This is a genomic window from Streptomyces sp. NPDC059499 (assembly GCF_042749285.1).
GTDB lineage: Bacteria > Actinomycetota > Actinomycetes > Streptomycetales > Streptomycetaceae > Streptomyces.
In genome coordinates this window covers 88,732-113,026 of sequence record NZ_JBHYTT010000003.1, presented here as the reverse complement: position 1 = coordinate 113,026, position 24,295 = coordinate 88,732, and the positions used below count along the sequence as shown (strand labels likewise).

The 24,295-nt window shown below is 71.4% G+C and carries 22 protein-coding genes; 11 read left to right on the top strand and 11 right to left on the bottom strand.

Annotated elements, in window-relative coordinates:
- Nucleotides 1–90: 90 nt before the first annotated feature.
- Nucleotides 91–318: a DUF6243 family protein gene (locus ACFW9O_RS09325; RefSeq protein WP_351175294.1), complete on the top strand. Its 228-nt coding sequence runs from the start codon at nucleotides 91–93 to the stop codon at nucleotides 316–318.
- Between the two features lie 60 nt (nucleotides 319–378).
- Here ACFW9O_RS09325 and ACFW9O_RS09320 read toward each other — a convergent pair whose 3' ends face one another.
- Nucleotides 379–1,851, bottom strand: coding sequence for an MFS transporter (locus ACFW9O_RS09320; RefSeq protein WP_384606834.1), 1,473 nt, complete (start codon nucleotides 1,849–1,851; stop codon nucleotides 379–381).
- 101 nt (nucleotides 1,852–1,952) lie between these two features.
- Between ACFW9O_RS09320 and ACFW9O_RS09315 the strand changes: the two genes are divergently transcribed.
- The 5 genes from ACFW9O_RS09315 (at nucleotide 1,953) to ACFW9O_RS09295 (ending at nucleotide 9,372) form a co-directional block, all read left to right on the top strand.
- Complete coding sequence (locus ACFW9O_RS09315; RefSeq protein ID WP_351171876.1) at nucleotides 1,953–2,813, top strand: helix-turn-helix transcriptional regulator; 861 nt, start codon at nucleotides 1,953–1,955, stop codon at nucleotides 2,811–2,813.
- A gap of 46 nt (nucleotides 2,814–2,859) precedes the next feature.
- Nucleotides 2,860–4,008: a tRNA dihydrouridine synthase DusB gene (dusB, locus tag ACFW9O_RS09310; protein WP_384606832.1), complete on the top strand. Its 1,149-nt coding sequence runs from the start codon at nucleotides 2,860–2,862 to the stop codon at nucleotides 4,006–4,008.
- A gap of 548 nt (nucleotides 4,009–4,556) precedes the next feature.
- A complete protein-coding gene (ppdK, locus tag ACFW9O_RS09305; protein ID WP_384606829.1) occupies nucleotides 4,557–7,268 on the top strand; it encodes a pyruvate, phosphate dikinase in 2,712 nt (903 codons plus the stop codon).
- Nucleotides 7,269–7,767: 499 nt separating this feature from the next.
- Nucleotides 7,768–8,784, top strand: coding sequence for a helix-turn-helix domain-containing protein (locus ACFW9O_RS09300; RefSeq protein ID WP_351171867.1), 1,017 nt, complete (start codon nucleotides 7,768–7,770; stop codon nucleotides 8,782–8,784).
- Nucleotides 8,785–8,949: 165 nt separating this feature from the next.
- A complete protein-coding gene (locus ACFW9O_RS09295) occupies nucleotides 8,950–9,372 on the top strand; it encodes a VOC family protein (protein WP_384606827.1) in 423 nt (140 codons plus the stop codon).
- A gap of 63 nt (nucleotides 9,373–9,435) precedes the next feature.
- Here ACFW9O_RS09295 and ACFW9O_RS09290 read toward each other — a convergent pair whose 3' ends face one another.
- From ACFW9O_RS09290 to ACFW9O_RS09275, 4 genes are all read right to left on the bottom strand, one after another.
- Nucleotides 9,436–10,602 carry an alkaline phosphatase PhoX gene (locus tag ACFW9O_RS09290; protein WP_384606824.1) on the bottom strand — a complete coding sequence of 389 codons (1,167 nt, stop codon included), beginning with the start codon at nucleotides 10,600–10,602 and terminating at the stop codon, nucleotides 9,436–9,438.
- A gap of 116 nt (nucleotides 10,603–10,718) precedes the next feature.
- A complete protein-coding gene (gene nirD / locus ACFW9O_RS09285; RefSeq protein ID WP_384606822.1) occupies nucleotides 10,719–11,078 on the bottom strand; it encodes a nitrite reductase small subunit NirD in 360 nt (119 codons plus the stop codon).
- Nucleotides 11,078–13,663: a nitrite reductase large subunit NirB gene (gene nirB, locus ACFW9O_RS09280; protein WP_351171855.1), complete on the bottom strand. Its 2,586-nt coding sequence runs from the start codon at nucleotides 13,661–13,663 to the stop codon at nucleotides 11,078–11,080. The genes nirD and nirB overlap by 1 nt, the downstream gene beginning before the upstream one ends.
- Nucleotides 13,663–14,910, bottom strand: a complete 1,248-nt coding sequence (locus ACFW9O_RS09275) for an NAD(P)/FAD-dependent oxidoreductase (RefSeq protein WP_384606819.1) — start codon at nucleotides 14,908–14,910, stop codon at nucleotides 13,663–13,665. Before ACFW9O_RS09275 ends, nirB begins: the two co-directional genes overlap by 1 nt.
- 148 nt (nucleotides 14,911–15,058) lie before the next feature.
- Between ACFW9O_RS09275 and ACFW9O_RS09270 the strand changes: the two genes are divergently transcribed.
- Nucleotides 15,059–15,850: a TSUP family transporter gene (locus tag ACFW9O_RS09270; protein WP_329211275.1), complete on the top strand. Its 792-nt coding sequence runs from the start codon at nucleotides 15,059–15,061 to the stop codon at nucleotides 15,848–15,850.
- A gap of 64 nt (nucleotides 15,851–15,914) precedes the next feature.
- On the opposite strand, the gene ACFW9O_RS09265 is transcribed toward ACFW9O_RS09270, so the two are convergent.
- From ACFW9O_RS09265 to ACFW9O_RS09250, 4 genes are all read right to left on the bottom strand, one after another.
- Nucleotides 15,915–16,547, bottom strand: coding sequence for a class F sortase (locus ACFW9O_RS09265; RefSeq protein WP_384606815.1), 633 nt, complete (start codon nucleotides 16,545–16,547; stop codon nucleotides 15,915–15,917).
- Between the two features lie 24 nt (nucleotides 16,548–16,571).
- On the bottom strand, nucleotides 16,572–17,159 hold the full coding sequence (locus ACFW9O_RS09260; protein ID WP_384606813.1) for a hypothetical protein: 588 nt from the start codon (nucleotides 17,157–17,159) through the stop codon (nucleotides 16,572–16,574).
- A 336-nt stretch (nucleotides 17,160–17,495) separates the two neighbouring features.
- Nucleotides 17,496–17,957: a DUF5990 family protein gene (locus ACFW9O_RS09255; RefSeq protein ID WP_384606811.1), complete on the bottom strand. Its 462-nt coding sequence runs from the start codon at nucleotides 17,955–17,957 to the stop codon at nucleotides 17,496–17,498.
- 55 nt (nucleotides 17,958–18,012) lie between these two features.
- On the bottom strand, nucleotides 18,013–18,807 hold the full coding sequence (locus ACFW9O_RS09250; RefSeq protein ID WP_384606809.1) for an aminotransferase class IV family protein: 795 nt from the start codon (nucleotides 18,805–18,807) through the stop codon (nucleotides 18,013–18,015).
- Nucleotides 18,808–18,876: 69 nt separating this feature from the next.
- Between ACFW9O_RS09250 and ACFW9O_RS09245 the strand changes: the two genes are divergently transcribed.
- From ACFW9O_RS09245 to ACFW9O_RS09235, 3 genes are read left to right on the top strand one after another with little or no spacing between them, the layout of a single operon-like run.
- Nucleotides 18,877–19,467, top strand: coding sequence for an NADPH-dependent FMN reductase (locus tag ACFW9O_RS09245; RefSeq protein WP_384606807.1), 591 nt, complete (start codon nucleotides 18,877–18,879; stop codon nucleotides 19,465–19,467).
- 59 nt (nucleotides 19,468–19,526) lie between these two features.
- Nucleotides 19,527–19,865, top strand: a complete 339-nt coding sequence (cutA, locus tag ACFW9O_RS09240) for a divalent-cation tolerance protein CutA (RefSeq protein ID WP_351171833.1) — start codon at nucleotides 19,527–19,529, stop codon at nucleotides 19,863–19,865.
- The gene (locus ACFW9O_RS09235; RefSeq protein WP_384606805.1) at nucleotides 19,862–20,338 is read left to right on the top strand and encodes a gamma-glutamylcyclotransferase family protein; all 477 of its coding nucleotides are present in this window, start codon (nucleotides 19,862–19,864) and stop codon (nucleotides 20,336–20,338) included. Before cutA ends, ACFW9O_RS09235 begins: the two co-directional genes overlap by 4 nt.
- Here ACFW9O_RS09235 and ACFW9O_RS09230 read toward each other — a convergent pair.
- Nucleotides 20,301–22,379, bottom strand: coding sequence for a molybdopterin oxidoreductase family protein (locus tag ACFW9O_RS09230; protein ID WP_384606803.1), 2,079 nt, complete (start codon nucleotides 22,377–22,379; stop codon nucleotides 20,301–20,303). The genes ACFW9O_RS09235 and ACFW9O_RS09230 overlap by 38 nt on opposite strands.
- A gap of 67 nt (nucleotides 22,380–22,446) precedes the next feature.
- Nucleotides 22,447–23,187, bottom strand: a complete 741-nt coding sequence (locus ACFW9O_RS09225) for a vancomycin high temperature exclusion protein (RefSeq protein ID WP_384606800.1) — start codon at nucleotides 23,185–23,187, stop codon at nucleotides 22,447–22,449.
- 190 nt (nucleotides 23,188–23,377) lie between these two features.
- Here ACFW9O_RS09225 and ACFW9O_RS09220 point away from each other — a divergent pair, with 190 nt between their 5' ends.
- Nucleotides 23,378–24,295, top strand: coding sequence for a sirohydrochlorin chelatase (locus ACFW9O_RS09220; protein WP_384606798.1), 918 nt, complete (start codon nucleotides 23,378–23,380; stop codon nucleotides 24,293–24,295).

The window sequence follows — 24,295 nt, the reverse complement described above, 5'->3', positions numbered from 1 at the left end:
GACGGGCCCGCGGGCCCGTCGCCCACCGAATCGATCCCTGAGATCGCTGATCTCTTCAGACTCACTTCTCACCACGAATGGGAGAACCCCGTGGCCAAGAGCCGCAACAACCTCCTCGGTGTGGGCGGACAGCGCAAGAAGCTGTCCCGCGCCGAGCAGCAGGGCGCGGGCCCCGCGCGCGACGCCGACCGCCGGACCGCGGCCGAACAGAAGCAGGAGCTGGTGCGCAAGATGCGTGAGCGCGCCGAAGGCTCCGCCCAGGCTGACGCCTCCTCGGACGCCTCCTCGGAGCAGGGCGGCCAGGCGGCACAGAGCTGACGTACCGGTAGTACGACAGTGGGCCCGGATCACCACGGTGATCCGGGCCCACCTCGTTCCTCACCCGACGGCACGGGGCAGCCGCAGGCTCAGCAGGGTCGTCAGCACGACCGCCGCCAGCTGCACCAGCAGCGTCACCACGAGCGCGTCCCGCATCCCCGCACCCGGCGCCAGTGCGAGGAACAGCGTCCCGAGCGTCGCCACCCCCAGCGCCAGGGCGGCCTGCTGCGTCGTCGTCATCACTCCGCCGCCCACCCCGGCCCGCTCCGCGGGTACGTCGGACAGCACGATGCGGAACAGGACGGGCAGCTGCAGCCCCTGCCCCAGCCCGGCGATCGCGACACCCGGCAGCAGCCCCAGCAGTCCGAGGCCGGGCCAGCCCCGCCACACGGCGAGCGCCAGCACCACGACGCCCACGCCCTGGATGATCCCGCCGGCCGTCACCACCCGGCTGCCGAACCGGCGTACCAGCCGGGGACCGGCCAGCGAGGCCGCGAAGAAGGTCGCGGCCATGGGCGCCAGCGACAGCCCCGCCGCCGCGGGGCCCATCCTCAGCCCCTGCTGGAGGGCCACGGCGATGACGAACATGAAGCCGCCGAAGCCGATCGAGAACGGCACCACCAGCGTCAGGCCGCGCCGCAGGGACTCCAGCCGCAGCAGGCTCGGCGGCACCAGCGGGGTCTGCCCGCGCGCGTCGGCCCGCTGCTCCACCCGGTAGAAGGCGAACGCGGTGAGGGGGAACAGCCCCAGCGAGACCCAGGTCCACAGCGGCCAGCCTGCCGCACGCCCCTCGGTCAGCGGGGCCAGCAGCGTCACCAGCGACAGGGCCAGCAGCAGCGTGCCCGGTACGTCGACGGGGGCAGGCCGGTCCGAGCGGGTCTCCGGCACGGAGCGGGCGGCCAGGACCAGCCCCACCACGGCCACCGGCACGTTCACCAGGAACACCGACCGCCAGCCCGCGCTCTCGCCGAACACCGACGACAGCGGGGCGGCGGAGACGAGGACGCCACCGAGGATCTGGCCGGCGACCATCGACAGGCCGGCCGTGGCCCCGTACAGGCTCATGGCCCGGGCCCGGCGGTGCCCCGCGGTGGCCGCCTGGATGGTGGCGAGCACCTGCGGCAGCATCAGCGCCGCGGCGGCGCCCTGCGCGACCCTGGCCCCGACGAGCGTCCAGGCGTCCGGAGCCAGCCCGCAGGCGAGCGAGGTGAGCCCGAAGGCCGCCATCCCGATCAGGAAGAGCCTGCGCCTCCCCGCCATGTCACCCAGCCGCCCGCCGAGGACGAGCAGCACGGCGTACGAGAGCCCGTAGCCGGCCACGACCAGTTCCAGCAGGGCGGGGCCCGCGGCCAGGTCGTGGTCGATGGTGGGCAGGGCGACGTTGACGATGAAGAAGTCGATGAGGGGCAGCGCCGCGCCGAGCAGCACCGTGAACAGACCGAGCCGGCCGAGCACGGGCGTGGTGTGGTCGTGCCGCCCCACGGGTGTGCCGGTGGCGGCGGGTGTCTTCGTCAGTACAGGGGATTCACTCACGTCAACGACGATGGACCTGATCCCAGCCTGGTACCAGAGTGTCTTTATCCTGGTAGAAGCAGCACCTGGCAGACCGCCGGGCCGTTCGGCACGCTGGGGGTATGACGATGGTGACCGAAGCTCCCGAGACCGACATCAGGCGGCACGAACTCGCCGGGTTCCTGCGCAGCCGCCGTGAGCGGATCACCCCCGAGCAGGCGGGCCTGCCCCGCGGCCCCCGCAGGCGCACCCCCGGCCTGCGCCGCGAGGAGGTCGCACAGCTCTCCGCAGTCGGGGTCACCTGGTACACGTGGCTGGAGCAGGCCCGCGACATCCACGTGTCCCCGCAGGTCCTCGACGCGCTGGCCCGCGCGCTGCTGCTGGACCCCAGCGAGCGCTCCCACCTCTTCGCCCTCGCCGGCGCCGTCGACCCCGCGCCGGGCTCCCGATGCGCCGGAGTCACCCCGTCCCTCGAAGCCCTGCTCACACGGCTGGAGCCCTATCCGGCCTGCATCCAGAACAGCAGGTACGACATCCTCGCCTACAACCGCACCTACGGGCGGCTGCTGTGCGACCTGGACGCCGTCGCCCCCGAGGACCGCAACTGCATGCTCCTCGCCTACACCAACGAGGACTGGCGCGCCTCCGTGGTCGACCTGGCGGAGATGCGCCGCGTGATGGCGGCCAAGTTCCGCGGTGCCATGGCGGAGCACCTGGCCGAGCCGGCCTGGAAGACGCTGCTGAGCCGCCTGGAGGCCGCCTCCCCGGAGTTCGGCGAGATCTGGGCCCGGCACGAGGTCGTGGGCCCCGGCGGGCGGACCAAGCTGTTCCGCAACGCCCGGGTCGGGCTGCTCCGCCTCGACCACACCGACCTCTGGCTGGGCCCTTCGGCGGGTCCCCGCCTCGTGACGTACGTCCCTGCCGACGAGGAGTCCCGGCAGGGGCTCGAACGCCTGCTGGCGCTGTCTCCGGCGCGAGCCTGAACCGACGGCATCCCGAGCCCCGTCCCGCGTACGCGACAATGGATGGATGACCACGCTCGCCCCTGCCCTCCCGCTGCTCCGGATCGGCCCGCACACCGTGCAGCCGCCGGTCGTGCTCGCCCCCATGGCCGGCATCACCAACGCCCCGTTCCGCACCCTGTGCCGTGAGTTCTCCGGCGGCAAGGGGCTGTTCGTCAGCGAGATGATCACCACCCGGGCGCTGGTCGAGCGCAACGAGAAGACCATGCAGCTCGTCCACTTCGACGCGAGCGAGACCCCGCGCTCCATCCAGCTGTACGGAGTCGACCCGGTCACCGTCGGCAAGGCGGTCCGCATGATCGTCGAGGAGGACCTCGCCGACCACATCGACCTCAACTTCGGCTGCCCCGTCCCCAAGGTCACCCGTAAGGGCGGCGGCTCCGCGCTCCCGTACAAGCGGCCCCTGCTGCGCGCGATCCTCCGCGAGGCCGTGGCCGGCGCGGGCGATCTGCCGGTCACCATCAAGATGCGCAAGGGCATCGACGAGGACCACATGACCTACCTCGACGCGGGCCGCATCGCCGTCGAGGAGGGCATCACGGCGGTCGCCCTGCACGGCAGGACCACCGCCCAGCACTACGGCGGCACCGCGGACTGGGACGCGATCGCGCGCCTCAAGGAGCACGTCCCCGAGATCCCCGTCCTCGGCAACGGGGACATCTGGTGCGCGGACGACGCCCTGCGGATGATGCGCGAGACGGGCTGCGACGGCGTGGTCGTCGGCCGCGGCTGCCTGGGGCGTCCCTGGCTCTTCGGTGACCTCGTCAGCGCCTTCGAGGGTACGGAGACCAGGCAGGCACCGGCCCTGCGCGAGGTCGCGGACGTCATGCTGCGCCACGCGACGCTGCTGGGGGAGTGGATCGGCGACGAGGCCCGGGGCGTGATCGACTTCCGTAAGCACGTCGCCTGGTACCTCAAGGGCTTCGCGGTCGGCTCGGAGATGCGCAGGAAGCTGGCGGTCACCTCCTCGCTGGAGGAGCTGGGCGGGCAGTTGCAGGAGCTGGAGCTGGACCAGCCGTGGCCGGACGGAGCGGACGGCCCTCGCGGGCGTACCTCCGGCAACAACCGGGTGGCGCTGCCCGACGGCTGGCTCAAGGACCCCTACGACTGCGCGGGCGTGAGCGCCGATGCGGAGCTGGACACCTCCGGAGGCTGAGCTCCGCAGCGCGGGGCACGGAGTGCCCAACTTTCTGGCCCGCTCGTTTGAGCGGGCTTTTGAGTGTGATTCGACGCGAGGCGAGCACGGGTGTGGCTCTTCGGAGATCCATGTTCACGCTCTGTGAGTCGTAAGCGATCACTGGGTGACCATTCGCCGTCTCTTTGGCGTCCGAATGATGACATCTGAGCGGGCTCAAGGGCGTGATTCTCGCCACCCTTGAGGAGTGAGTGGCTCAGATGAGCACTCTTTCGCATGCTGTACTTCTCAAATGATGGCACTGGGTGCCAAGCGACTTTACTTTGATCGATCGACACAACCGCTACGCTCTGTTGGTCGATGAGTGTTTTCCGGGTGCTCTGGGTAGTCATTGATTCAAGAAGTGAACAAGACCCTTGGTCCGGTCGGCCTCCCGCACCACTTTCGATCTGCTGGCGGACGGGTGGTTGAGGCCTCATGACGCGCAAGTGGACGTACCCAGACACCTTCGATCTGGGTATGTTCCTCGCCGTCAGGGCAGCCACCGCGTCCTCGAGGAGTCGAGACCCGTGTCGGAAAACAAAGATCACCAGAAGTTCGTCTACGACTTCACCGAGGGCAACAAGGAGCTCAAGGACCTTCTGGGCGGCAAGGGTGCAAACCTCGCCGAGATGACCAATCTCGGGCTGCCGGTCCCTCCCGGCTTCACCATCACCACCGAGGCGTGCAAGGTCTACCTCGACAGTGGCGACGAGCCGGCCGAGCTCCGCGACGAGGTCAGTGCGCACCTCGCGGCGCTCGAGGAGCGGATGGGCAAGAAGCTCGGCCAGGCCGACGACCCGCTGCTGGTCTCCGTGCGTTCCGGAGCCAAGTTCTCGATGCCGGGCATGATGGACACGGTCCTCAACATCGGCCTCTCCGACGCCTCGGTCGTCGGGCTCACCGCCCAGTCCGGTGACGAGCGCTTCGCCTGGGACTCGTACCGCCGCCTCATCCAGATGTTCGGCAAGACGGTCCTCGGGGTCGACGGCGACCTCTTCGAGGAGGCGCTGGAGGCGGCGAAGGAGGCCAAGGGCGTCACCGTCGACGTGGACCTCGACGCGGCCGACCTCAAGAAGCTGGTCAAGCAGTTCAAGAAGATCGTCGACCGGGATGCCGGACGCGACTTCCCGCAGGACCCGCGCGAGCAGATGGACCTGGCCATAAAGGCCGTCTTCGACTCGTGGAACACGGACCGGGCGAAGCTCTACCGCCGCCAGGAGCGCATCCCCGGCGACCTCGGCACGGCCGTCAACATCTGCTCGATGGTCTTCGGCAACCTGGGTCCCGACTCGGGTACGGGTGTCGCCTTCACCCGTGACCCGGCCAGCGGCCACCAGGGCGTGTACGGCGACTACCTGCAGAACGCGCAGGGCGAGGACGTCGTGGCGGGCATCCGCAACACGGTCCCGCTCGCGGACCTGGAGTCGATCGACAAGGCGTCGTACGACCAGCTGATGAAGATCATGGAGACGCTGGAGACCCACTACAAGGATCTCTGCGACATCGAGTTCACCATCGAGCGCGGTCAGCTCTGGATGCTCCAGACCCGGGTCGGCAAGCGCACCGCCGGTGCCGCCTTCCGGATCGCCACCCAGCTCGTCGACCAGGGCCTCATCGACGAGGCCGAGGCGCTCCAGCGCGTCAACGGCGCCCAGCTCGCGCAGCTGATGTTCCCGCGCTTCGACGACGCGGCCAGCACCGTGCTCCTGGGCCGCGGCATCGCCGCGTCGCCGGGTGCGGCCGTAGGAAAGGCCGTCTTCGACTCGTACACCGCGGTCAAGTGGTCGCGGTCCGGCGAGAAGGTCATCCTCATCCGCCGGGAGACCAACCCCGACGACCTCGACGGCATGATCGCCGCCGAAGGCATCCTCACCTCGCGCGGCGGCAAGACCTCGCACGCCGCCGTCGTCGCACGCGGCATGGGCAAGACCTGTGTCTGCGGCGCCGAGGAGATCGAGGTCGACACCAAGCGCCGCAGGCTCACCGTCGGCGACACGGTCGTCGAGGAGGGCGACCTCGTCTCGGTCGACGGATCCACCGGCAAGGTCTACCTCGGTGAGGTCCCCGTCGTGCCGTCCCCGGTCGTCGAGTACTTCGAGGGCCGGATGCACGCGGGTGCCGACGACGCCGACGAGCTGGTCGCCGCCGTGCACCGGATCATGGCGTACGCGGACCGGGTACGCCGGCTGCGGGTACGGGCGAACGCGGACAACGCCGAGGACGCCTCGCGGGCCCGTCGCTTCGGTGCCCAGGGCATCGGCCTGTGCCGCACCGAGCACATGTTCCTCGGCGAGCGCCGCGAGATGGTCGAGAAGCTGATCCTCGCGGACACCGACGACGAGCGCGAGGACGCCCTGGCCGCGCTCCTGCCGCTCCAGAAGGCCGACTTCATCGAGCTGTTCGAGTCGATGGACGGGCTGCCCGTCACCGTCCGGCTGCTCGACCCGCCGCTGCACGAGTTCCTGCCCGACATCACCGAGCTCTCCGTACGGGTCGCGCTCGCCGAGTCCCGCAAGGACGCCAACGAGAACGACCTGCGCCTGCTGCAGGCCGTGCACAAGCTGCACGAGCAGAACCCGATGCTGGGGCTGCGCGGTGTCCGTCTCGGCCTGGTCATCCCGGGTCTGTTCGCGATGCAGGTCCGTGCCATCGCGGAAGCCGCGGCGCAGCGCAAGAACGCGAAGGGCGACCCGCGCGCCGAGATCATGATTCCGCTCGTCGGCACGGTCCAGGAGCTGGAGATCGTCCGCGAGGAGGCCGACCAGGTGATCGCCGAGGTCGAGGCGGCCACCGGTACGGAGCTGAAGCTGACCATCGGCACGATGATCGAGCTGCCGCGCGCCGCGCTGACCGCCGGTCAGATCGCCGAGGCCGCGCAGTTCTTCTCCTTCGGCACGAACGACCTCACCCAGACGGTGTGGGGCTTCTCCCGCGACGACGTGGAGGCCTCGTTCTTCACCGCGTACCTGGAGAAGGGCATCTTCGGGGTGTCGCCGTTCGAGACGATCGACAAGGACGGCGTCGGCGCGCTCGTGCGCAGCGCCGTGGAGGCCGGCCTGGCCACCCGCCCCGACCTCAAGCTCGGTGTCTGCGGTGAGCACGGCGGTGACCCGGAGTCGGTGCACTTCTTCCACGAGGTGGGCCTGGACTACGTCTCCTGCTCGCCGTTCCGCATCCCGGTGGCGAGGCTCGAGGCGGGCCGCGCCGCTGCCGGTTCGAAGGGCAGCGACAGCCGCTGAGCGCACCACCGGCCGACTGACACCTGCGACCACGACTCCGTGGCCGCCGGCGGATCATCCGTACCCTCAACGATCCGGCGGCGGCTCCGGAAAACCCGGAAGCGGCGGCACCCTGTGCGGGGGTGCCGCCGCTTCGTCATTTGAATTACGAACCATTGAGTGTTGTTGAGGGTTGTTGCTTTTCTTCGTTCGGTGAGCAAATTCCTGCCGAACGGACCGGGGTGCGGTCCATGGATCCCCACCCATGGACCGCACCCGGCTTACCCCCGTCGGGTACGGAGCCGCACCGTCGCACACCGCCGCCGAGCGGGCAAAGCCCCCCACGGCCCTCACCCGCTCTTTCGGTGGCGCCGGATGCGTACCCGACGTCGTACAGCTTTTCGGTTGACGAGGATGCGGGCGAGACGTTTCAACTGTGGCCGAAACCCCGTGGTGACGTCCTGTGACGATATGCATACCCTTCGATGGGGGCGATTGCGGTTGCAACAGTGGGGGTTCGGTGCTTCGTATCCATGTGTCCGGAGAGGACCTTTCCCGAGTGCGGATGGCCGCCAGGCCGGACGCAATGTGGGAAACCATTCTCAGTTTTCACCGGTTGAGGGACAGGAGGGGTTCCACGGTCTTCGGGAAATGGCGCAGTGAATCCCGGACCCGGTTGAACGGCGAAACGCGTCTGCTCTCCGCGGTCGTTCCGCCCCGCGGCTATTTCCCCGACTTCCTGACGCCGACGCAGGAAGTCGCCGAGCCTTTCGGTCTGGACGCGGGAATGGAGGCAATGCGCGACACCCCCGTGGAACGCCTCCACGGCGAACTGGCCCTGCTGGCCGGAAACCGCCCCCGCCCGCAGCGGTCTCCGGGCGGCGGCAGAACCCCCGCGGCGCTGCTGGACGCGCTCGCCGAGGGGCGTACGGAACCCCTGGGACGCCTCATAACCGCCCTGCGCAGCTACCACCGCGCCGCCGTCGAGCCGTACTGGCAGCACGTCCGGGCGAGCGTCGAGGCGGACCGGGCCATCCGGGGCCGCGCCCTGCTGGACGGCGGCACGGACGAGCTCCTGTCCACACTGCCGCCCATGATCCGCTGGCGGGAGCCGGTGCTGGAGGCGGACTACCCCGTGGACCGCGAGCTGCACCTGGACGGGCGGGGCCTGCTCCTGCAGCCCTCGTTCTTCTGTCGTGGCACTCCGGTCGTCTACCGGGACCCGCTCCTGCCCCCGGTCCTCGTCTACCCGGTCACCCACCGGGCCGCCCCGGCCTTCGCCGAGCCGGGCCCCTGGCTCGGGCGGCTCGTGGGGCACACCCGCTCCGCCGTCCTGCGGGCCATAGGCAACGGCTGCACGACGAGCGAGCTGGCCCGCAGGACCGGGGTGTCCCTGGCCTCGGCGAGCCAGCACGCCTGCGTGCTGCGCGAGGCCGGCCTGGTCCTGACCCTGCGCCACGGCAGCTCGGTCCTGCACACCCTCACCCCGCTGGGCGACTCACTGCTCAGGGGCGGTGCCCCGCTCGCGATGTCCTGACGGGGCAGGCGCCCCGGGAGCCGTCACGGACCGGTGCGGACGCTCGCCCGGGGAAGAAATCCGCCGGGAGCGATGAGTTCTGCCGGGCGCTGCCGTCTACCTCTCGAAAGCGCGCGGAACCAGCGCCACGGAGCACGCGATGTGCCGGGACGGAAGAGTGGAATCATGCCTCAGCCTCAGATGATCTTCGTGAACCTGCCGGTCAAGGACCTGGAGACGACGAAGAACTTCTTCGGGAAGCTCGGCTTCGGCTTCAACCCGCAGTTCAGCGACGAGACGACCGCCTGTCTGGTCATCAGCGACACGATCTTCGCCATGCTCATCAGCGAGCCCCGGTTCAAGGAGTTCACCAAGAAGGAGATCGCCGACGCGTCGAGGACGACGGAGGTCCTCATCGCCCTGAGCGCGGACAGCAGGGCCAAGGTCGACGAGATGGCGGACGCCGCCCTCGCCGCGGGCGGGTCTCCGGCCAACGAGCCCATGGACATGGGCTTCATGTACGGCCGTTCCTTCCAGGACCCTGACCACCACATCTGGGAGGTCGTGTGGATGGACCCGGCGGCGGCCGAGAGCGGCGGCCAGGCCTGATGGCCGACGGCCGGGGGAACAGCCCCACGGCGCCTGGACGGCGACGTGGGGCCGCGGTTCCGCTCAGCTGCGGAACGGCCCCGTGACCTCGTACGTGATGCCGCCGGAGGAGCTCCCGCTCGTCCCGCGCTGCGAGGAGAAGTAGAGCCGCCTGCCGTCCGGGGAGAAGGCGGGGCCGGTGATCTCCGAACCGGACTGCCCACTGACCCGCAGGAACGGCGCGACGGTGTCGTCCGGGGTGATCAGGCAGATCTCCAGGTTCCCGCCGTCCTCGGCGACGTACAGGTCGCCCGAGACGGACCGGGTGACGTTGTCCACGCCGGTCAGCGGGGCGCTGCCGCCGGTGACGAGCGAGTCGTCGTAGGCGAGCGAGATGCTGGACGCGTCGGCGTCGTACGCCCACACCCGGTTGTCGCCCTTGGTGGTGAACCAGCAGGTGCCCTCCGCGTAGAAGCAGCCCTCACCGCCGTTGAACACCTTGGCGCCGGAGACCTGGTACCGGGTCAGGGTCGGCGAGCCGTCCGGGTCGGGGACCGTCGTCCAGGTCACCGGGCCCGAGGTACCGGAGCCCGCCACCAGGACCTGCAGGGTGCCGGCGGACAGATTGCCCCAGGTGGTGGGGCGGAAGCGGTAGAAGCGGCCGTCCGTCTCGTCCTCGGTGAGGTAGATGTACCCGTGGTCGGGGTCGGCGGCGGCGGCCTCGTGCTTGAAACGGCCCAGGGCGGGCCGCTGGACGGCGGCGTTCACACCCCAGGGGTCCGTCTCGTACACGAAGCCGCGGCTGACCTCCTCGCAGGACAGCCAGGTGTTCCACGGGGTCCGGCCGCCCGCGCAGTTGTTGTTCGTGCCGGACAGGATCCGGTAGGCGCCGGTGACGGTCCCGGAGGAGTTGAAGCGGACCGCGCTCGCACCGCCGCCGCTGCCCGAGGAGACCTCGGCGTTGGAGACGTAGATCCAGCCGCTGCCGTCGGTGAACGTCGCACCGCCGTCGGGCGCGCTGTGCCAGGTGTACGACGTGCCGGGGACGGTCTGCCCCGAACGGGCGATGATCCTGCTGGTGAAACCGCTCGGCAGCAGGATGCCGTTGCTGTTGGCGGCCTGCAGCGCGCCGTAGGGTCCTGCGGCCGGCTGGGCGGGGTCGGCGAAGGCGGCACCCCGCCACAGGGTGCCGCCGAAGGCCGCCGCCGACGTACCGATCACCGCTGTGCGCAAGAAGGTCCGACGTTCCACGATCACTCCACGGGTGACGTGAGGGCCCGCCGGTCCGGTCGGCCCGGCGGGGCGAACGTCAGGACAGTAGAGGGACGCAGTTGACGGAGCGTCAACAGGCGGTGAACGGAACGGGATCAGTCCGCGCGGACCGCGAAGACCGGCACGCTGACCTCGTCGTCGTCCAGGCACGAGCCCGTCTCCAGGTCGAAGCGCTGCTTCAGCAGCGGCGACGCCACGAACGGCCGCCCCGCCGCGGAGCCGATCAGGCCCCGGGAGAGGACGTACGCGCCGGTGAACGGGTCGCGGTTGTCGATCGCGTACGCCCGCCCCGCCCGGTCCACGAACAGCGCGACCTGCCGGCCGTCCGGGAGGAGGGCCGCCACACCGCGCCCCGGGGTCAGCAGGTCCCGGTCGCAGACCGTGAGCCAGCCGTCCCCGTCCGCGAGCTGGATCGTCCGGGTGCCCTGCGCCGTTTCCAGAGTCTGGGTCGTCATCAGGAGGGAGTCCCTTCGAGAGTACGGATGGCGAGCACGGGGCCCGCGAGGATGTCCAGGTCGGGCTTGACCTGGTCGCGCTCGGGGACGAACTTCACCGAGGGGTCGGGTGCGTCGGGCGCGTTGACGAAGGTCACGAAGCGCCGCAGCCGCTCCGGGTCGTTGATGGTCTCGGCCCACTCGTCGCGGTAGCCGCGGACGTGGTCGGCCATCAGCCGCTCCAGCTCGTCGCACAGGCCCAGCGAGTCGTGGACGACGACGTCCCGTACGTGCTCCAGGCCGCCCTCGATCCGGTCCAGCCAGGTCGAGGTGCGCTCCAGCCGGTCCGCCGTACGGATGTAGAACATCAGGAACCGGTCGATGAGACGGACCAGTTCGGCGTCGGACAGGTCCTGGGCCAGCAGGTCGGCGTGGCGCGGTGTCGCGCCGCCGTTACCGCCGACGTAGAGGTTCCAGCCCTGCGCCGTGGCGATGATCCCGAAGTCCTTGCCGCGGGCCTCCGCGCACTCGCGGGCGCAGCCGGAGACCGCCGACTTCAGCTTGTGCGGCGAGCGCAGGCCCCGGTAGCGCAGCTCCAGGTCGATCGCCATCTTCACCGAGTCCTGCACGCCGTAGCGGCACCAGGTCTGTCCCACACAGGACTTCACCGTGCGCAGCGACTTCCCGTACGCGTGACCCGACTCGAAGCCGGCGTCCACCAGGCGGGTCCAGATCAGCGGGAGCTGGTCGACGCGGGCGCCGAACAGATCGATCCGCTGGCCACCGGTGATCTTCGTGTAGAGGCCGAAGTCCCTGGCCACCTCGCCGATCACGATCAGCTTCTCCGGGGTGATCTCACCGCCCGGGATGCGCGGCACGATCGAGTAGGAGCCGTTGCGCTGGAGGTTGGCGAGGAAGTGGTCGTTGGTGTCCTGCAGGGCCGCCTGCTCGCCGTCCAGGACGTAGCCGCTCGCACCGACCGTCGGGGCCAGCGAGGCGATGATCGAACCGACCGTCGGCTTGCAGACCTCGCAGCCGTCACCGCCCTTGGCCTCGTCGCGGCCGTGCGAGTCCAGCAGGCCGGCGTACGTCGTGACACCCAGGGTGCGGACGATCTCGTACAGCTCGCTGCGGGTGTACGCGAAGCAGCCGCACAGGCCCTGGTCCTCGGGCTGCGGCAGCAGCTGTCCGATGACCTTGACGCAGCTTCCGCAGCCGGTGCCCGCCTTGGTGCACTTCTTCACCTCGGGCAGCGTGGTGTGCTCGCAGATCGCGCCCTTGGTCACGTTGTGGCAGGAGCAGATCACGGCCTCGTCGGGCAGTGAGGACGGGCCGAGCGTGACCGGGCCGCCCGCGCCGGCCGGCAGCACCAGCTGCTCCGGCGCGACCGGCAGGACCGTGCCCGTCATCGGCCGCAGCGTGCCGTACTGGTCGGCGTCCCCGACCAGGACCCCGCCGAGCAGCGTGCCGTCCTGGCCGATCACCAGCTTCTTGTAGACGCCCGAGCGGGAGTCCGAATAGACCACGTCGAGGCAGCCCTCGGCCGCGCCGTGCGCGTCACCGAACGAGGCGACGTCCACACCGAGCAGCTTCAGCTTCGTCGACAGGTCGGCGCCGGTGAACGAGGCCGCGTTGCCCGCGATCACCTCGGCGACCGCCAGCGCCATCTCGTAGCCCGGCGCCACCAGCCCGTACACCCGGCCGTCCGAGGCCAGCGCGCACTCACCGATCGCGAACACGGAACTGTCCGAGGTGCGGCACTCCTCGTCGATGATGATGCCGCCGCGCGGGCCGACCGCCAGACCGCAGTCGCGGGCCAGCTGGTCCCGGGGGCGTACACCGGCGGAGAAGACGACGAGGTCGGTGGCGAGCGAGGAGCCGTCGGAGAGCGACATGCCGTTGACCCGGCCGTCCTCGCCCGCGGTGACCTCCTGGGTGCCGACGCCCGTGTGGACGGAGAGCCCCATGTCCTCGATCGTGCGCAGCAGGGCCGCGCCGCCGCCGTCGTCGACCTGGACCGGCATCAGCCGGGGTGCGAACTCCACGACGTGCGTGCTGAGTCCGAGGCCCTTCAGGGCGCCCGCGGCCTCCAGGCCGAGCAGCCCGCCGCCGACCACCGCGCCGGTCGTCGCGGTCTTCGCGTACTCCTCGATCGCGAGGAGGTCCTCGATGGTGCGGTAGACGAAACAGCCCTCGGAGTCCTTGCCGGGAACCGGCGGCACGAAGGGGTACGAGCCGGTGGCCAGCACCAGCGTGTCGTACGAGAACGTCTGCCCGGAGCGCGCGGTGACCGTGCGCGCCTCGCGGTCGACGCTCTCCGCCGGGTCTCCGACGTACAGCTCTATGGCGTGCCGCGCCATGAAGTCCGGCTCGACGAGCGAGAGGTCCTCCGGCGTCTTCCCGGAGAAGTAGGAGGTCAGCTGCACCCGGTCGTAGGCGGGGCGGGGCTCCTCGCAGAGGACGACGACCCGGGCGGTACCCGCGGCGGCCGTCAGCCCGCGGTCGGCGAGCGCTTCCAGGAACCGCTGGCCGACCATGCCGTGCCCGACGACCACGATCGTCGGCACGCCTGCGGTGGGGGCGGTCGGGGGAGTGGACACCGGCATCAGAAGCCTCCGTCGTTGGTGAGCAGGTGGAGCAGGGACATGTCGGCGGGGAGGGGCTCGTCGTCCTGCCAGGTCCGGGCGAGGGTGCCGACCGCGGCGAGATCGCCGAACAGCACCCCGCCGGCCAGCCGGTCGCCCCGGACGACGACCGTGCGGTACGCGCCCCGGGTGGCGTCGGCCAGCCGGATCACGTCGTCGCCGGGCATCGGACGGGAGTCACCGAAGGCCGCCAGGTCGAGACCGCCCGGAGCACCGGCGACACCGGCGGCGACAGGGACGGAGGCAGGGGAGCGCAGGGTGAGCCGGGTCAGGGCCCTGGTGCCCTCGTAGCGGGCGGAGCCGCCGGCCAGCACCTCGGCCAGCACGTCCGCCTGCTCCAGCGCGGCGCCCGCCAGCCCGTACACGGTGCCGCGGTGCTCGGCGCAGTCGCCGACCGCGTGGATGTACGGGTCCGAGGTGCGCAGTTCGTCGTCGACGAGGACGCCCTTGCGGACGTCGAGCCCGGCGGCCTGCGCCAGACCCGTCCTGGGGCGGACCCCGCAGGCCAGCACCGTGATCTCGGCCTCCAGCTCGTAGCCGTCGGCGAGCTCAACGGCGCGTACCGCGGGGGTGGCCCCGTCGGTGCAGCGCAGCCCGCGCACCCGGCACTCGGTGTGCACCTCGACGCCGAGCGACTCCAGGTGGCGCCGCAGCAGTCCGGCCGACTCGGCGTCCAGCTGCCGCTCCATGAGGTGCTCGCCCTGCTGGGCCAGCACCACCTGGGCGCCGCACTCGGCCAGCGCACGGGCCGCGGAGACTCCGAGGAGCCCGCCGCCGATGACGACGGCACGCACCCCGGGGCGTACGGCGGCGCGCAGGGCCAGGCAGTCGTCGAGGGTGCGGAAGGGATGCACCCCGTCCGGCAGCATGTGGCCGAGGCCCCGCAGCGGCGGCAGCACCGGGTTGGAGCCGGTGGCCAGCACCAGGCGTTCGTACCCGATGACGCTGCCGTCGTCGCAGTGCACCAGCCGGTCCGCCCGGTCGATCCGTACGACCCGCACCCCGCGCCGCACCTCGGCGGGCGGCAGCGCGATGACGTCGGGCTCGTACCGTCCGGCGAGCACCTCGGCGAGCAGCACCCTGTTGTACGGTGCGTGCTCCTCCTCACCGATGACGGTGACACCGGGGACCCGGGCGGCGAGCCGTGCGCCCGCCATCCCGGCGCCGATCACCACCACACGCGCCGTGTTCCCGCTCTGTGTCCTCATGACAAAGAGACTGCGGGGCCGGTGTTACCCGACCGCATCCCTCCTGTTTCCCGGGAGGAACCTTGCGCTCAGCGCGCGCGGACTCCCTCTGTGAGGGCCGGGGCAACTGGTTGGACTGGGCACCTATCGCTTGCCTAAAGTCGCGGACATGCCCGAGATAACGCTGACCACCCTCGTCCTGCTCTGTCTGGCCGCCGCCGCGGCGGGCTGGATCGATGCGGTGGTCGGCGGCGGGGGGCTCCTCCTCCTGCCCGCCCTGCTGCTGGGCCTGCCGAACGTTCCCGCCGCGCACATCCTCGGGACCAACAAGGCGGTCGCCATCGTCGGCACCTCGGGGGCCGCGGTGACCTACGTACGCAAGGCGCCGGTGCAGGTGGGGACCGCCGTACGGATCGGGCTCATGGCGCTCGCCGGGTCGATGACCGGCGCCTTCTTCGCCGCGGGGATCAGCAGCGACGTGCTCCGCCCGGTGATCATGGTGGTGCTGCTCGGTGTGGCGGCCTTCGTCATGCTGCGGCCGTCCTTCGGCAGTGCCGCGGCCGGCGACGGCACGGGCAGGAAGGTCACCCGGGCCCGTACGGTCACCGCGATCGTGCTGGTCGGCGGCGGTATCGGCTTCTATGACGGGCTGTTCGGGCCGGGCACGGGAACCTTCCTCGTGCTGGCCCTGACCGCCGTACTCCACCTCGACCTGGTGACGGCGTCCGCCACTGCCAAGATCGTGAACGTCTGCACCAACGCCGGTGCGCTGGCGATGTTCGCCTACCAGGGCACCGTCCTGTGGCAGCTGGCCGCGCTGATGGCCGTATTCAATCTGGCGGGCGGCATGTTCGGAGCGCGCATGGCGCTGAGGAAGGGCAGCGACTTCGTCCGCGGGGTCCTGCTGGTCGTGGTGTTCTCGCTGGTTGCCAAGCTCGGCTTCGACCAGTGGTCGGCCTGACGGCCAGGTCCGCCCGGCCTTTCCGCACACCTGGTCGGCCGTCCTGAACAGCTGGCCGTCCTGATCACCGCACTTCGGTGAGATGGGCGTACGCCACGACGTTGCCCAGGTAGCCGGTCTGCGGCGAGAAGCCGCCGCCGCAGGTGATCAGCCGCAGGGACGCGTGCGGCGAGGCGCCGTAGACCCGCCGGTCGGGGAAGTCCTCGTTGTCGTACACCTCGATCGCGTCGACCGAGAAGACGGCGGTCCGGCCGTCCTTGCGGTCGATCTCGACCCCGGTCCCCTTCCTCAGCGACCCGAGCCCGTAGAAGACCGACGGCCCCTGGGCGTTGTCGACATGACCGGCGACGATCGCGGTGCCCTTCGCGCCGGGCGGGGTGCCGCCCTTGAACCAGCCCGCGATGTTGCGGTTCCCGGCCGGCGGTACGTCGAGGCTGCCGTCCGGGCCCAGACCCAGGCGCATCATGGGTGCGTCCACACCGATGCCCGGGATGCGGATCCGGACCGGCTCGGAGGGGCGCAGCGGCTCGGCGACGGCCGATCCCGGCCGGAGTTCGGGACCCGCGGCGAAGGCCTCGGCCGTGGACGGCTGGGGCGCGACGGTCCGGGTGGCCGCACCGTTCTGGACGAGCCAGACACCGCACAGCGCGGTGATACCCACCAGCCATGCCCTGGACCTCAGGGCCGTCCTGTCCACGTCGTCGTCCTCGCGGTGTCGCCGTCAGCCGTCCTGCGCGCCGTCCGTGCGACGCCGGCGCAGGAGCCAGACACCGCCGACGGCCGCCGCGCCGAGGACTCCGGCGCCCGCGGTGAGCTGGACGGTGTCGGGTCCGGCACTGCCGCCGACACCGGTCCTGACGTGCCCGGAGGGACGCTCGGGCCAGGTCCCGGGCGGGGACACGGGCGGCTTGACGGGCGCGGGCTTCGTCCCGGGGGGCGGCTTGACGGGCTCGGGCCGCGGGCTCGTTCCGGGCCGCACCACCGTCCCGAGCTCGGTCTCCGTCAGCTCGGTCTCGGTGAGCTCCGTATCGGTGAGGTCGGTCTCCGTGAGCTCGGTCTCCGTCAGCTCCGTCTCCGTACCGGGGTCCGTGTCCGCCCCGAGTTCCGTCCGCGCCTTCGGGTCGGTCTCCGCTCCGGTGCCGGCCCCGGAATCCGTCCCAGGGTCCGTCCGGGGTGCCGGCCAGGCGGGTGACTCCGGCCTCGCGACCGCGCTTTCGGCGTACGCGGAAGGGGCGGTGGCGAGGCCGAGCGCGACGGCGGTGAGGGCCGCGGCGGCGGTACCGGTCACGAGGCGGGCAGGGCTGCGCATGGGAATCCTCCGGGAAGGCGGGTGTGTCCTGCCTCCGAGACAACGGGCGACGCCCGCCTTCCGCCAGCTGACGTACAGTCAGTTTTCACCCGTACGGACCTGTCGGGCGCACCCGTCCGTCCGGCTCGGTGCAGGTCGTGGCGGTGGCGCCGGCCGCTCGGGTCGCCGGGTGCCGATCGAGTGACGCCGCGAACCGTGACATGTGACGCACATCACATGTATGGTCCTGGAAGACCCGGGCACAAGGTTCACACCCCCCACGGGACGGCGCCCCCCGCCGCCCCCACGGCAACCGCCCTCACCGGCCCAACCCCCCTGGGACCGGTGGGGGCGGTGTCATGCGCCGTCCGTGGCGGACCAGGTGATGTCCGGAGGGCGTACGCGGGCGCACCTCGGCTGACCCTTGTCATCGGTCAGACGCAGCCGCGCGGTGAGGTGCCCGGTCCGGGCGGCGGCGTCCAGCACGCCCCCGTCGACATCGGCGAGCATCAGTTTGGCGCGCCGGAACATGGTGAAGACGCCGGACTCGTCCACGGTGCCCCAGGACAGGTAGACGAAGCGCCCGCCGAGCCGGTTCTGGATGTACGGGCCCGTGAGCTCGACGCCGTCGTCGGTCGGGGTGGCGGTGCAGTCCAGGGTCCAGGTGGCGGAGGGGGCGTCGCCGGGATGCAGTCCCAGCAGCTCGTCGGGCCTGTCCTTGCGCTGCACCCCTACGTGGATGTTGTCGAAACCGGCGAAGTCGGAGCCCGGGGGGCAGGTGCGGCCGGGGAGTTCTGAGGCTTCGATATGGATCTGCATGTCCCCATGCTCCTGCACCCGCCCTCCGGCGGTGCACGGAGCGCCCCCTCACGGTTCAGACGGTGTCCCAGGGTGCGTCCTCGTAGATCTGCCCCAGCTGCTTCATCAGCTCCTCGTCGACCGTGAAGGGCGTGTCGTCGATCCGGAGAACCGGCGCCATGCCCTGCGAGTTGGTGACGAAGGCGGCCCGGTAGGCGCCCAGGTCCTCCAGCGTCACCGAACGCCGCTCCGACGTCCGGCCGGCCTGCGCGAGGCCGCTCTCCAGGAGGGTCATGGTGATGCCGGTCAGTACGGGTGCGTCCGGCCAGACCACCGAAGCGCCGTCCCAGAAACCGATGTTGGTCATCGACCCCTCGGCCACCACGCCGCCCGGCGCGGTCAGCAGTGCCTCGTCGAAGCCCGCCCGCCCGGCCAGCAGGCCGTAATAGGTCTGGCCGAAGTCGCCCGGGCGCTTGATGTGGGGTGCGGTGCGCGTGTACGGCACGGACATCAGGCTCTTCGGTGCGGTGGGCATCTGCGCGGGCGGCCGCACCGTCACCATCGGGGTCGTCGCCGTATCGCCCGGCGGGAGGAAGCCGTGCACCCGCACCGACGCGTCCCGTACCCCGGCGCCTTCGAGCGCGTGCCGGATCAGCCCGCGCACGTGTTCCCCGGCCAGGGGCTGGTCGAACAGCTCCCGGCTCGCCGAGTCCAGCCGGGTCAGGTGCAGGGCGAGCCCCCGCACCTTTCCGTCCCTGACCTGCATCGCCGTGAAGTGGCCGTAGCCGGCGAACGCCGGGATCCGAAGGTCGTCCTCGGTGGCCCGGTGGCCGTTGATCTCGACGTACGGCACGGGTGCGGGAGTTGTCATGCGCTTCACCGTAGCCGTGGGCGTGCCGGACTTGACCTCAATCATGGTTGAGGTGTGAGGCTGCGGTGCATGGACATCGACACGCCCGCTCCCACCGCATCCACCTCCCCGCTGAAGGTGGCCGTCATCCTCGGCAGCAACCGCGAGGGCCGCTTCGGGCCCGTCGTCGCCGAGTGGTTCCTCGACCGGGCCGCGGGCCACCCGGACATCGAGACCGACTTCATCGACGTCGCCGAATCCGAGGCCCCTTCCCACCGTCCCGGTGCCCGACTTCCGGACGTCGCACCCCGGTTGGCGCAGGCCGACGCCTTCGTCGTCCTCACTCCCGAGTACAACCACTCCTACCCGGCCCCGCTGAAGAGCCTCATCGACCGGCACTACGCCGAATGGCAGGCCAAACCCGTCGCCTTCGTCAGCTACGGAGGAATCTCCGGCGGCCTGAGGGCCGTTGAACACCTCCGCCAGGTCTTCGCCGAACTGCACGCCGTCTCCGTACGCGACACCGTCTCCTTCCACAACGCGGGTGCGCTCTTCGACGACCGGGGCAGGCCCAAGGACCCGGCCCCCTCCGACGCCGCGGCCAAGACGATGCTCGACCAGCTGTCGTGGTGGGGTCGCGCCCTGCGCGAGGCCAGGGAACGGCATCCGTACGGCGCCTGACCCGTCCGGGGACGACAATCGAGGGGTCCGTACGCCGTCGAGACCGAGGAGCCCCGGGGATGACCGAGCCGGCATGGCTGACCGTACTGACCACGACGGACAGTGAGGAGAAGGCCCACCTCCTGGCCCGAGGGGCCGTCGAGGCACGCCTCGTCGCCTGTGCCCAGATCTCCGCACCCGTCACCTCCGTCTACCGGTGGCAGAACGCCATCGAGACCACCGAGGAATGGCAGGTGCTGTTCAAGACGAAGGCCGAGCGGTACGACGAGCTGGAGGCGCACCTCGTCGCGGCGCACGACTACGACACCCCGGAGATCATCGCCACGCCCGTGGTGCGCGGCAACGCCCGCTACCTCGCCTGGGTGACGGCGGAGACGGCATCCGCGGCGGCCCTGTGACCGACGCGGTACTGCCGTTCTTCGTGTACGGCACGCTGCTCCCCGGCGAGCGCAACCACGACCTGTTCCTGCGGGGCCGTACGAGCGCGGAACAGCCGGCGGTACTGCCGGGAGCCCTCCTCTACGAAGGCCCCGGATACCCGTACGCCATCGAGGGCCACGGCACGGTCCACGGCGCACTCGTGACCGCCGCGCCCGGATCGTACGGGGAACTGCTCGGGCTCCTGGACCACCTGGAGGAGTACCTGGGCCCGGACCACCCGCGCAACCTGTACGAACGGGTCGTGCGGCAGGTGATACCCGGGCCGGAACCGGCCGAGGTGACCCCCGGGCCGGAACCGGCCGTGGCGGTCCGTGCCTGGGTCTACTTCGCCGCCCCCGCCGTCACCCGCACCCTGCGCACGGGCGGGACACCCATCCCCTCGGGCGCCTGGCTCACCCGGCGGCCTCCACCCGCACCGCGCACACCTTGAACTCCGGCATGCGCGACACCGGGTCCAGGGCCGGGTTCGTCAGGGTGTTGGCCCGGCCCTCGCCCGGCCAGTGGAACGGCATGAACACGGTGTCCTGGCGGATCCCCACCGTGATCCGGGCCGGCGCGACCGCCCGCCCGCGCCGTGAGGTGACGGCGACCGATTCGCCCTCGGCCACCCCGATCCGCTCGGCGAGCCGCGGATGCAGCTCCACGAAGGGGCCCGGCGCGGCCGCGTTCAGCTCGTCCACCCGGCGGGTCTGCGCCCCCGACTGGTACTGGGACACGACCCGCCCCGTCGTCAGCACGACCGGGTACTCGGCATCCGTCTCCTCCGCGGCCGGCCGGTGGGTGACCGGCACGAACCGGGCCCGCCCGTCGTCCGTCGCGAACCGATCGAGGAACAGCCGCGGCGTCCCGGCGTGCTCCTCGTCCGGGCAGGGCCAGAACACCCCGTCCTCCGCCGCGATCCTGGCGTAGGTGATGCCCGCGTAGTCGGCGGGTCCGCCCGCCGAAGCCCGACGGAGCTCGTCGAAGACCTCCTCCGGATCGGCAGGGAAGCCCTTCCCGTGCCCCAGGAGCCCGGCCAACGCGTTCAGCACCTCCAGATCGCTGCGCACCCCCGGCGGCGCCGTGACCGCCCGCTGCCGCAGCAGCACCCGGCCCTCCAGATTGGTCGTGGTGCCGCTCTCCTCCGCCCACTGCGTCACCGGCAGCACCACATCGGCCAGCGCCGCCGTCTCCGACAGCACCACATCCGCGACCGCCAGGAAGTCCAGCGACCGCAGCCGCTCCTCGATGTGCCCGGCGCGCGGGGCGGAGACGACCGGGTTGGAACCCATCACCAGCAAGGACCTCACGTCCTGCCCCAGCGCGTCCAGCAGCTCGTACGCGCTGCGCCCCGGCCCCGGCAGCGAGTCCGGGTCGACGCCCCAGACCCCGGCCACATGGCGGCGCGCGGCCGGATCGGTGAGCTTGCGGTAGCCCGGCAGCTGATCGGCCTTCTGGCCGTGTTCCCGGCCGCCCTGGCCGTTGCCCTGGCCGGTCAGGCAGCCGTACCCGGACAGCGGACGCCCCGCCCGGCCGGTGGCCAGGCAGAAGTTGATCCAGGCGCCGACCGTGTCCGTCCCCTTCGACTGCTGCTCGGGACCCCGCGCGGTGAGCACCATCCCGGTCTCCGCACCGCAGAACATCTCCACGGCCTCGCGCAGTTGCGGCACGGGCACCCCGGTGATGCGCTCCACCAGCTCCGGCCAGTGCGCCATCGCACCCGCCCTGGCCTCGTCCCAGCCGTTCGTGCGGGTGCGGACGAACTCCTCGTCCACCCGCCCCTCCGCCACGACCAGATGCAGCATCCCGAGGGCGAGCGCCAGATCCGTGCCGGGCCGGGGCGTCAGATGCAGATCGGCCTGCTCGGCGGTCCTCGTGCGGCGCGGATCGATGACGATCAGCCGGCCGCCGTTCTCCCGCAGCTCCGTCAGATAGCGCAACGCGGGCGGCATCGTCTCGGCGAGGTTCGAGCCGACCAGGATCACGCACCCGGTCCGCGGAATGTCCTCCAGCGGGAACGGCAGCCCCCGGTCGAGCCCGAACGCCCGCTGGTGCGCCGCGGCAGCTGACGACATGCAGAAGCGCCCGTTGTAGTCGATCTGGGACGTGCCGAGGACGACCCGGGCGAACTTCCCCAGCGCGTACGCCTTCTCGTTGGTGAGCCCGCCGCCGCCGAAGACGCCCACCGCGTCCGCCCCGTGCCCGGCCCGCGTCCCGCGCAGCGCGCCCGCGATCCGGTCCAGTGCCTCGTCCCAGCCGGCCGGCACCAGCTCACCGCTCACCTCGTCGCGCACGAGGGGCTCGGTCAGCCGTACACCGGCGGCGAGCACGGCGGGGGCGGTGCGCCCCTTGCCGCACAGGGCACCCCGGTTGACGGGGAAGGCGGTGTGCTCCACGACCTCGGGCACCGTGCCATCGGTACCCGGTCGCAGTTTCATCCCGCACTGCAGCGCGCAGTACGGGCAATGGGTGGACGTCTCGGTGCGGGCCATACGCCCAGCGTGCGAGCCGGGTATTACGGGCGCCGATGCGTCCGGTTACGCCCCCGGTACGCGCACCTCAGCCCCGGCCGTCCCCGGCCGTGAGATCGGCGGCGAGCGCGTCGGTCACTCCCGGCTCGCGCGGCCCCAGGAAGTGCGGATCCGGCTCGAACACCGCGTCCAGGGCGGCCTTGCCCGCCGCGAACACCTCCCGTGTCCCGCCGTAGTACCAGGTCGCATCGTGTACGGCGTCGACCCCCACCCCGTACGCGTCGATCCCCGCGTCCCGGCACAGGGCGATCGCGCGGCGGATGTGGAAGCCCTGGCTCACCAGGACCGCCCTGTCGACCCCGAAGATCTTCTTGGCCCGGACGCAGGAGTCCCAGGTGTCGAATCCGGCGTAGTCACTGACGATCCGCCCGTCCGGCACCCCGCGCCCGGTGAGATACGTGCGCATGGCATCCGGCTCGTCGTACTCCACCCGGCTGTTGTCCCCGGTGACCAGGACGACCTTCACCTTGCCGCTCCGGTACAGCTCGGCCGCGGCATCCAGTCTGTGCGCCAGATACGGCGTCGGTCTGCCCTCCCACAGTCCGGCCCCGAACACCACGGCGACCTGCTGCGAAGGAGCGTCGGCCGTGGTCCGCACCCGGGCGTCCGCCGTGGCGTACAGCCAGGTCGCGGGTGCCAGGGCCACCACACAGAGGGTCATCAGCCCCTGCACCAGCCACCGCTGCCCGCGCCGTGAGCGCGGCAGCCGCGGCCGTACCGCCGCGAGCCACGCCGGAGCCTTCGGCCGCCTCGGTGCGCTCAGCCGCATGCATCCCCCTGTGTCGGTACCGGTTCCTCATGTAACGGGACGAACAGAAGAGGCAAAGGGTTCGCCGGACGGGCCGGCGAACCGCGAAACGCCCGTCCTGACACCGCCGGCACCCGATCCGTGAGGCAGAGGCAAACACGCGTCACCGGTGCGAAACGGCCCGGCAACGTCCGCCCGGCACCATCGGTCCATGACGGAGACGGCACCGGAACACCCTCGTGAGCCCCTGCCCCTCGACAGCACGGCGCAACTTCTGACCCGCATCACCTCACAGCTCGGAACCCAGCTCAGCCTCGTCTCCCTGAACGGAACCCGCAGGCCCATGCACCGCACCCGGAACGACGCCCACCGCGGCAACGCGGGGCCCCCGGCCCCCACCCTGGTCGCCGTCGCGCACGGCAGCCGGGACCCACAGGCCCTGCACACCGTCCAGGAGCTCCTGCAACGGGTACGGGAGCTGCGCCCCGGCCTCGACGTACGGCTCGGGCACATCGAACTGAACGAACCGCTGCTTCCCGCGACGCTGGACGGCATCCCGGCCGGCGACGCCGTACTCGTGCCGCTGCTGCTCGGCCGCGGGCACCACGTCAGGCACGACCTGCCGCTCGCCGCAGCGGCGGCCGGCCACCTGCGCACCCGGATCGCCGCACCCCTCGGGCCGCACCCGATGCTGGTCGAGACCCTCCACGAGCGGCTCGTCGACGCGGGCTGGCAGGAGGAGGACGGCAGGAGCCGCAACGCCGCCGTCGTGCTCGCAGCCGCCGGATCGCGCGACCCGGACTCCGCCGTCGACACCCGCCGCACCGCCCGCATGCTCAGCGACCGTCTCGGCGGAGTGCCCGTCGTACCCGCGTACGCGTCGGCTGCCACGCCCACCGTCCCGGTCGCCCTGCGCGCCCTCGCCGCACGCGGCCGGCACCGGGTCGCCGTGGCCTCGTACTTCACCGCACCCGGACGTTTCGCCACGGCGGCAGCCGCCGCGGCACCCTGGATCGCCTCCGCACCGCTCGGCGCGCACCCTTCCATGGCACGGCTGCTGCTGCACCGGTACGACCGGGTGACGGCGGAAGGATCCCTCGCGGGCGAGCGACTGCTGGCGTCGGCCTGA

What these genes read in the sequence shown, in the direction of transcription:
- ACFW9O_RS09220 (WP_384606798.1), top strand. Translation starts at nt 23,378, where the DNA reads ATGACGGAGACGGCACCGGAACACCCTCGTGAGCCCCTGCCCCTCGAC.
- ACFW9O_RS09275 (WP_384606819.1), bottom strand. Translation starts at nt 14,910, where the DNA reads ATGAGGACACAGAGCGGGAACACGGCGCGTGTGGTGGTGATCGGCGCC.
- nirB (WP_351171855.1), bottom strand. Translation starts at nt 13,663, where the DNA reads ATGCCGGTGTCCACTCCCCCGACCGCCCCCACCGCAGGCGTGCCGACG.
- ACFW9O_RS09260 (WP_384606813.1), bottom strand. Translation starts at nt 17,159, where the DNA reads ATGCGCAGCCCTGCCCGCCTCGTGACCGGTACCGCCGCCGCGGCCCTC.
- ACFW9O_RS09245 (WP_384606807.1), top strand. Translation starts at nt 18,877, where the DNA reads ATGGACATCGACACGCCCGCTCCCACCGCATCCACCTCCCCGCTGAAG.
- ACFW9O_RS09315 (WP_351171876.1), top strand. Translation starts at nt 1,953, where the DNA reads ATGACGATGGTGACCGAAGCTCCCGAGACCGACATCAGGCGGCACGAA.
- ACFW9O_RS09250 (WP_384606809.1), bottom strand. Translation starts at nt 18,807, where the DNA reads ATGACAACTCCCGCACCCGTGCCGTACGTCGAGATCAACGGCCACCGG.
- cutA (WP_351171833.1), top strand. Translation starts at nt 19,527, where the DNA reads ATGACCGAGCCGGCATGGCTGACCGTACTGACCACGACGGACAGTGAG.
- ACFW9O_RS09270 (WP_329211275.1), top strand. Translation starts at nt 15,059, where the DNA reads ATGCCCGAGATAACGCTGACCACCCTCGTCCTGCTCTGTCTGGCCGCC.
- nirD (WP_384606822.1), bottom strand. Translation starts at nt 11,078, where the DNA reads ATGACGACCCAGACTCTGGAAACGGCGCAGGGCACCCGGACGATCCAG.
- ACFW9O_RS09255 (WP_384606811.1), bottom strand. Translation starts at nt 17,957, where the DNA reads ATGCAGATCCATATCGAAGCCTCAGAACTCCCCGGCCGCACCTGCCCC.
- ACFW9O_RS09225 (WP_384606800.1), bottom strand. Translation starts at nt 23,187, where the DNA reads ATGCGGCTGAGCGCACCGAGGCGGCCGAAGGCTCCGGCGTGGCTCGCG.
- ACFW9O_RS09230 (WP_384606803.1), bottom strand. Translation starts at nt 22,379, where the DNA reads ATGGCCCGCACCGAGACGTCCACCCATTGCCCGTACTGCGCGCTGCAG.
- ACFW9O_RS09295 (WP_384606827.1), top strand. Translation starts at nt 8,950, where the DNA reads ATGCCTCAGCCTCAGATGATCTTCGTGAACCTGCCGGTCAAGGACCTG.
- dusB (WP_384606832.1), top strand. Translation starts at nt 2,860, where the DNA reads ATGACCACGCTCGCCCCTGCCCTCCCGCTGCTCCGGATCGGCCCGCAC.